Here is a 6,044-nt window from a genome sequence, read left to right on the forward strand (position 1 = left end):
ATCAATAATTCTCCTCCATCAGCAAATCGTCAATAAGCGTCATCAGACGAGGTTTGACATGGCCCCATAGGGGGGTGTACTCCAAGCTGCCGTCATCAGTTTCCTGAAAGATATGAAAAATCTTAACATGCAGGCATTTGATCATTTCGTATCGCCCCTTTAACCGCTGCAGCGGATCCGTCAGCGTCAGCAGAATATGCCGCCAATAAGCCGAGACCAGGGATTTCAGGGTGAACAAATGCCGCTTGGAGGCAAGCATATACAGAAAGATCAACTCGCTCCACAAGACGGCATAATCTTTTGCAGGCAAGTTTTGGGGAAGTTCGCGCGGCATTCTCTGCCGCACTACATAGGTATATAAATCGAGAATCAGCGTGTTTACCGGGCCTATGGCAGAATCTGGACCGGATTCGCTTGGATCGGACAACATGCCGGCTTGCTTCGCTTCCAGCTTCTCCAGACAGCGGAGGGCCTCGCGATCGTCATTGCGGATGAGCGCATCGTAAAAACCGGCTCTTGCGGTCATGGAACCTGCCTCCATGACGCTTTCGCTTAAGAAGGCGGAACCTTCGCGTGTTTGCAGCAGATTGCAGCGAAGCAGCAGCAGCCTGCTGTCCCGGAGCTTGTTCTCCGGCAAAGGACGCTGCTTAAGCACATAAACCGCCTGCTCATATAAGCCGAGCTGGTAATAAGATAAGGCGATACTCCACCATGTTTTAGCCGATTCCAGCTGAAACAGCCGCTCCATCGTCTCCGTGATTTTGCCGGCGTCATATAAGCGGGCAATCAGGCCGATGAGGCGCAAGAAGGGGGAAAGCAGGCCCGAATGAAACTTAAGGGCACGGGCGTACCATTCAATGGCGCCTTCATAATCCTGGAGCTGCTCGCGGACTTTGCCCAGATGAAAGCAGGCCCCGTAGGTGCCTGTTCCGCTGGAGGACGTGTACTGCGGCGGCGCTTCGCCGATGTCCAGCGCTTTGCGAAAGGCCGCTTCGGCTTGATCCCATTGCCGCAGATGGTAATGAATCCGGCCCAGCGTAAAAAACAGATCCGGGTAATCGTTCAAATCGCCGGTAGCGGCTTCACATACGGCGACGGCTTCTTTCCAGCGGCCCAGCGCCTGCAAGCAGTTTGCTTCGCGCAATACGACGACATGCCCGAAGCTGGTCCGCCGCCAATCAGCGATCGTACGGGACATGACGAACTGTTCCATCGCTTTCTCATATTCGCCCAATCGCAGATGCTCTACGCCCAGGTTGTAACGGTGGAAGCTCTCGTTGTCGGTATGTTCCAGCTCTTTTTGCAGCAGCTCGAGGTTGCGCCGGACTTTGTTTTTTTTCAGCACGGTTTCCGGCAAATAGCCGCCATGATTCAACTGAATCGAGGTGTATTCCAGCTTTGCTTGCGGATTCGCCGTTAAAATCGGCTGAACGATTTGTTCGTGAATGCGGCCTGCGTAACGATAGCCCGGCAAGTTGCGGAAAAACCGCAGGGAAGAAGACACGGTCGATCCCGTATGCTGGTTTTCCGTACCGACATAGTTGACAATCCGCACAAAAAAACCGTCCGCCTCCGGCGAGCGCTCGATCATTTCCCGCAGCAGCGCGCCGTGTCCTTCCTCCAGCGTTTCATCGGCATCAAGGACAAGAATCCAGTCTCCCGCCGCAAGCGCAATCGATTCGTTGCGGGCGGCCGCAAAATCGTGCCGCCAAGGACGATGGTGCACGGCAGCGCCTTCGCTGAGGGCGATATCGGCGGTTCTGTCGGTCGATCCGCTATCGACGACAATGATTTCGTCAACGGCGTTTTTGGCGCTTTGCAGACAGCGGGCAATCACATCTTCTTCATTTTTGACGATCATACAGAGGGAAATCTGCGGTTTACGCATGGAAATTCGCCCTCTCTTCCCAGCACCAGCGGGTCATGGCGCCGCTTTGCTCCATTCGCTTGATGCCCGCCGTGACTTTCTCGGCTTCCTCGCGCAAAAATACGGAAGACGGAAAGATATGCATCGATTCGTTCAGCAGTGCTTCGCTTTGCCGCAGACCGGCCAAGGCGGCCGCAGTACGCAGCGAAGCGTCGTCCGGCGACAGCGAAAGCACATATTCCAGCATGCCGGAGGCCTGCTCATACGCGCCGCGGTGATATAAAATCTCTCCCAAGCAGCGGTATCCTTCGGGGGTCAGCCGCTGTTCCCTCAGCGCTTGCAGGAATCGGGTCGCCGCGCGCATCACGTACCCGTTGCGGAATAACGCAAAAGCAAACGACAGCGGTTCGGCGATAAGCGGCTCCAGCGTTTCCGCATGAACAAACAGACGCAGCGTTACCGCGCGTTCCTGCAGCGCCTGGAGCTGTGTTTGCTCGAGGCCGGCCGCGGCCGCCGTGATATCGCACCCATCGGCAAGCAGCTGGGAGATCCGCTTTTCGCTCGGAAATTCGTAAGGCTCCGTACCTTGCAGTTGAGCCGCGGCTTCGGGGAAGCGGCCTGTGCGGATCAAACAATCGAAGCGCTCGCAGGTTAACTGTGGGGCCGGTGTTGTTAGGCGATCCAGTTTTTCCAGCGCTTTTTCGAACAAGCCGATACGGTGCAGCAGGCGAATATGCAGCTCTTCATTGTTATTCACGCCAAGCCATTTGTCGATGGAGGTATAAGCCTCCTCTGCGGTCCGCCCCCGCCGCATCAGCTCATCCGCCCACATATAAAGCGGTTCTGTGCCGTTTTTTTTGGCGAACGCCATCTGGAACGCGGTGACAGCCTGCTGTTCATGGCCGCATTTGGCTGCATGCAGGCCATGCGCGAGCCATATCTTCGCAAGGTCGACAAGCTGTAATAACGGCTTGGAGTGGAGAGCAGGCCGGGCAGCGGCAGCGTGTTGCGGATCCGGTGACATGTTAGGATCGAGGAAGGGGATGGCGGCCGTGTCGTCCGCCGCATCCGCAGACGCGGCTCTTACGATCCGCGTCTGCTCCTCCGCTACAGCCAACGCTTCAAGACTTGCGGCGTAAGCCTCTTCGAACCGGTTTGTTTTATCGTACAAGCAGGAAAGAGCAAATAACTCGTTGGCGTTCAGCCGATCTTTGGTCAGGAGCGTTTCGACTTGTTCCCAGTTGCGGGTACTGAAAAAATAGAGCATTCTGGCGGTTTCTTTCCCGCTTTCGCTGCTGTCCACGCTCCGTTCGTCGATGCGCAGCCCGGGGAGCGGGAGTTCGGGAGTGAGTCTGATCAGATCCAGCGGGGACTCCGATCGTATCATCTCGGCAGCATCATACAATCTGACATGCCGGCGTCGCCGCCAATCGGTATCCTTCCAGTGGTGCGCGGGAACGGATATCGTTTCGTTGGAAAATTGCAGCAGCACCTTAGGAGCTCCCGTGTTCTCCAGGAGGGTTTTGACTTCCTGCCAGCCGGCACCGATGTCCGGATGATACAATACGATCGGAACCCGGTTGTCCGCTTCAGGAAGCGGGAGCTTCCCGTCGTCCACTTGAAATAAAAGGATCGCCAGCTCGGACATGGGCAACATCTCCATTTTTTAAAATAACGTTTGATTTATGCAAAAAAGAAGAGGATAACGGGTGTCATCCTCCATTTTATGATCCTCGCTTACACTTGTGCATCGAGATAAACGTCTACGTTCGCAGTATCGGTCTGCGCCGTGGCCAGCGTAACGCGGGTATACTTGGCAAATCGGTACGGTGTGAGCACGACCCCGTTGGTCAGCAATCCGGTAATGGTTTGATCCGCAATCCAGCGGGAGCCGTCGGAGCTGATTTCCAAACGGGCGTTAACTGTAACTGCCGGCGTATTGTTATAAACAAGATAAGAATACACTTTGTACGGATACGAGTTTTGCATAAGCGATGCGGCCGGTATCTCGGTAAACGAGGTGGAGTCGACAACGAATCCAAGCGCGCTGAATTGGTTGTAGTTGTTTTGGGAAATAGTTGTGATTGTGCCGGCTAGGATGGTTGCGGAGAGAGTGCCTCCCACGATAGTGGCAGCTTCGACGGCGTTGATGGTGCCTCCGAAGATGGTGGCAGCTTCGACGGCGTTGATGGTGCCTCCGAAGATGGTAGCAGCTTCGACGGCGTTGATCGTACCTCCGAAGATGGTGGCAGCTTCGACGGCGTTGATCGTACCTCCGAAGATGGTAGCAGCTTCGACGGCGTTGATGGTGCCTCCGAAGATGGTAGCAGCTTCGACGGCGTTGATGGTGCCTCCGAAGATGGTAGCAGCTTCGACGGCGTTGATGGTGCCCCCGAAGATGGTGGCAGCTTCGACGGCATTAATCGTGCCCCCAAAGATCGTGGCGGCTTCGACGGCGTTGATAGTGCCTCCGAAGATGGTGGCAGCTTCGACGGCGTTGATGGTACCTCCGAAGATGGTAGCAGCTTCGACAGCATTGATCGTACCTCCGAAGATCGTAGCGGCTTCGACGGCGTTGATGGTGCCTCCGAAGATCGTAGCGGCTTCGACAGCGTTGATGGTGCCTCCGAAGATGGTAGCAGCTTCGACGGCGTTGATGGTACCTCCGAAGATGGTAGCAGCTTCGACGGCGTTGATGGTGCCTCCGAAGATGGTAGCGGCTTCGACGGCGTTGATCGTGCCCGCGACAACGGTTGCGGCAATCGTACCGCCCAGAATCGTCGCCGATATGGTGCCGGCGGTAATGGTTGCGCCTAATACGGCAGTTACTGTATTGACAGCGCCGATGTTAATGCGGCCGGTGCTGTCTGTATTGATCGGTAAGGCATTTGTTCCGTCACTGCCAAAAATCAGCGCCTGCAGCTGATTCGGGTCCATATTGTAAACGGCAAAGTTTGGTATAGTAATCCCCTCCTTTCTTCTCTATTATCGTACGTGAACTGTTAAACCGCGGTATGGATGGAAACCATGCTCTTGTCGATTCCCGCTGCCCGATTTTTAAGAATACCGTCCATTGGTCATGAGAAAAAGGACTGCCCGCATTCGGGCAATCCTGATGGGGTCCGATCAACCGGACCAACAAGCGTTATACCGTCTTTTGGCCTTTTAGCAGATGGGAAGGCGGCTGTCCGACGATTTTTTTATACATATAGTTAAAATAAGTCTGATCGCAGTAGCCCAGCGACTCGGCAATTTCCCCGATGGTCATAGGAGTGGTCATCAGCAGCTCCCTCGCGGTATTGATCCGAATCTCGTGCATATATTCCACAGGCGTTCGCCCGGTAACTTCCTTAAATACATTGGAAATATAATTGGGGCTCCGGTCCACATATTCGGAGAGCTCTTTCAGACGGAGCGGGCTGCGGTAGTTTTGCACAATGTACTGCTGCACGCGCGACGCCAGATTTCGTTTAGAGGAAGGAATGCCGCCGGAAACCAGCTCGCTTTGCACAATGCCTAATATCTCCAGAAGAATTCCCTCGGAAATCATTTCATAACAAGGCATCTTCCCGATCCAAACTTGGTTAAGCGCGGAAAACCGCTGCTTCAAGTAATCAAAACCTTGCGGTTTAATCACTTTATACGGCTCGTTTATAAAATGTGTCAAATAATCCGAAGGTAAATTCCTAAAATGGCTGGAGTACATTTGCTGCGGTTCATCCGGATCGGTTTCCGCCGAGCGCCAGCTTCCTTCAGGGATAAACAAGCCTTCTCCTTTGCCTAGCGAAACGATGGTTTCGTTAATTTGGTAGTGAACCTTTCCTTTGACTACGAGGAGAAGGATATGACGCTGCGTTACCGATAGGGGCACTTTCCAATTGAGACTGCCTGCATTGTCAAAAAATACATGCTCGACTTTCATATGTCGTCTGTGCCTCCACGTTTAAAATTGTAGAATTGTTAAAAAAACCGTATGATTACCAATCGTAAATCGAAATGGAACATTTTACAATATTATTTAGACACATTTTAGACACACCTATAAAAAAGTTCTACGGCTGACCAATTAACTCACTGACTTTATTTTCGATGTTTTTCAGGTAACCGTGAGGGTTCTTTCGAAATCTTCGCCGCTTTGTTCCTTCCAGCAGACGTTCAGTCCATCTCTTTCTTTCTT

Annotated in this window: 4 protein-coding genes; all 4 read right to left on the bottom strand. The window is 53.5% G+C overall.

Annotated features, from left to right (window positions below):
- Nucleotide 1 precedes the first annotated feature (1 nt).
- Complete coding sequence (locus EYB31_RS19710; protein ID WP_131015118.1) at nt 2-1,888, bottom strand: tetratricopeptide repeat-containing glycosyltransferase family 2 protein; 1,887 nt, start codon at nt 1,886-1,888, stop codon at nt 2-4.
- The gene (locus EYB31_RS19715; protein ID WP_131015119.1) at nt 1,881-3,515 is read right to left on the bottom strand and encodes a tetratricopeptide repeat protein; all 1,635 of its coding nucleotides are present in this window, start codon (nt 3,513-3,515) and stop codon (nt 1,881-1,883) included. Before EYB31_RS19715 ends, EYB31_RS19710 begins: the two co-directional genes overlap by 8 nt.
- 89 nt (nt 3,516-3,604) lie before the next feature.
- Nucleotides 3,605-4,804 (bottom strand): DUF6385 domain-containing protein, encoded by a 1,200-nt coding sequence (locus EYB31_RS19720; protein ID WP_131015120.1) that lies wholly within the window; start codon nt 4,802-4,804, stop codon nt 3,605-3,607.
- 208 nt (nt 4,805-5,012) lie between these two features.
- The gene (locus EYB31_RS19725; protein WP_131015121.1) at nt 5,013-5,789 is read right to left on the bottom strand and encodes an AraC family transcriptional regulator; all 777 of its coding nucleotides are present in this window, start codon (nt 5,787-5,789) and stop codon (nt 5,013-5,015) included.
- Nucleotides 5,790-6,044 lie beyond the last annotated feature (255 nt).

Source organism: Paenibacillus thalictri (assembly GCF_004307995.1).
In the GTDB taxonomy this organism is placed as follows: Bacteria; Bacillota; Bacilli; order Paenibacillales; family NBRC-103111; genus Paenibacillus_AF; species Paenibacillus_AF thalictri.

Bases quoted from the DNA above. Each gene is read 5' to 3' on its own strand.
- EYB31_RS19710 (WP_131015118.1), bottom strand. From the start codon at position 1,888: ATGCGTAAACCGCAGATTTCCCTCTGTATGATCGTCAAAAATGAAGAA.
- EYB31_RS19720 (WP_131015120.1), bottom strand. From the start codon at position 4,804: ATGGACCCGAATCAGCTGCAGGCGCTGATTTTTGGCAGTGACGGAACA.
- EYB31_RS19715 (WP_131015119.1), bottom strand. From the start codon at position 3,515: ATGTCCGAGCTGGCGATCCTTTTATTTCAAGTGGACGACGGGAAGCTC.
- EYB31_RS19725 (WP_131015121.1), bottom strand. From the start codon at position 5,789: ATGAAAGTCGAGCATGTATTTTTTGACAATGCAGGCAGTCTCAATTGG.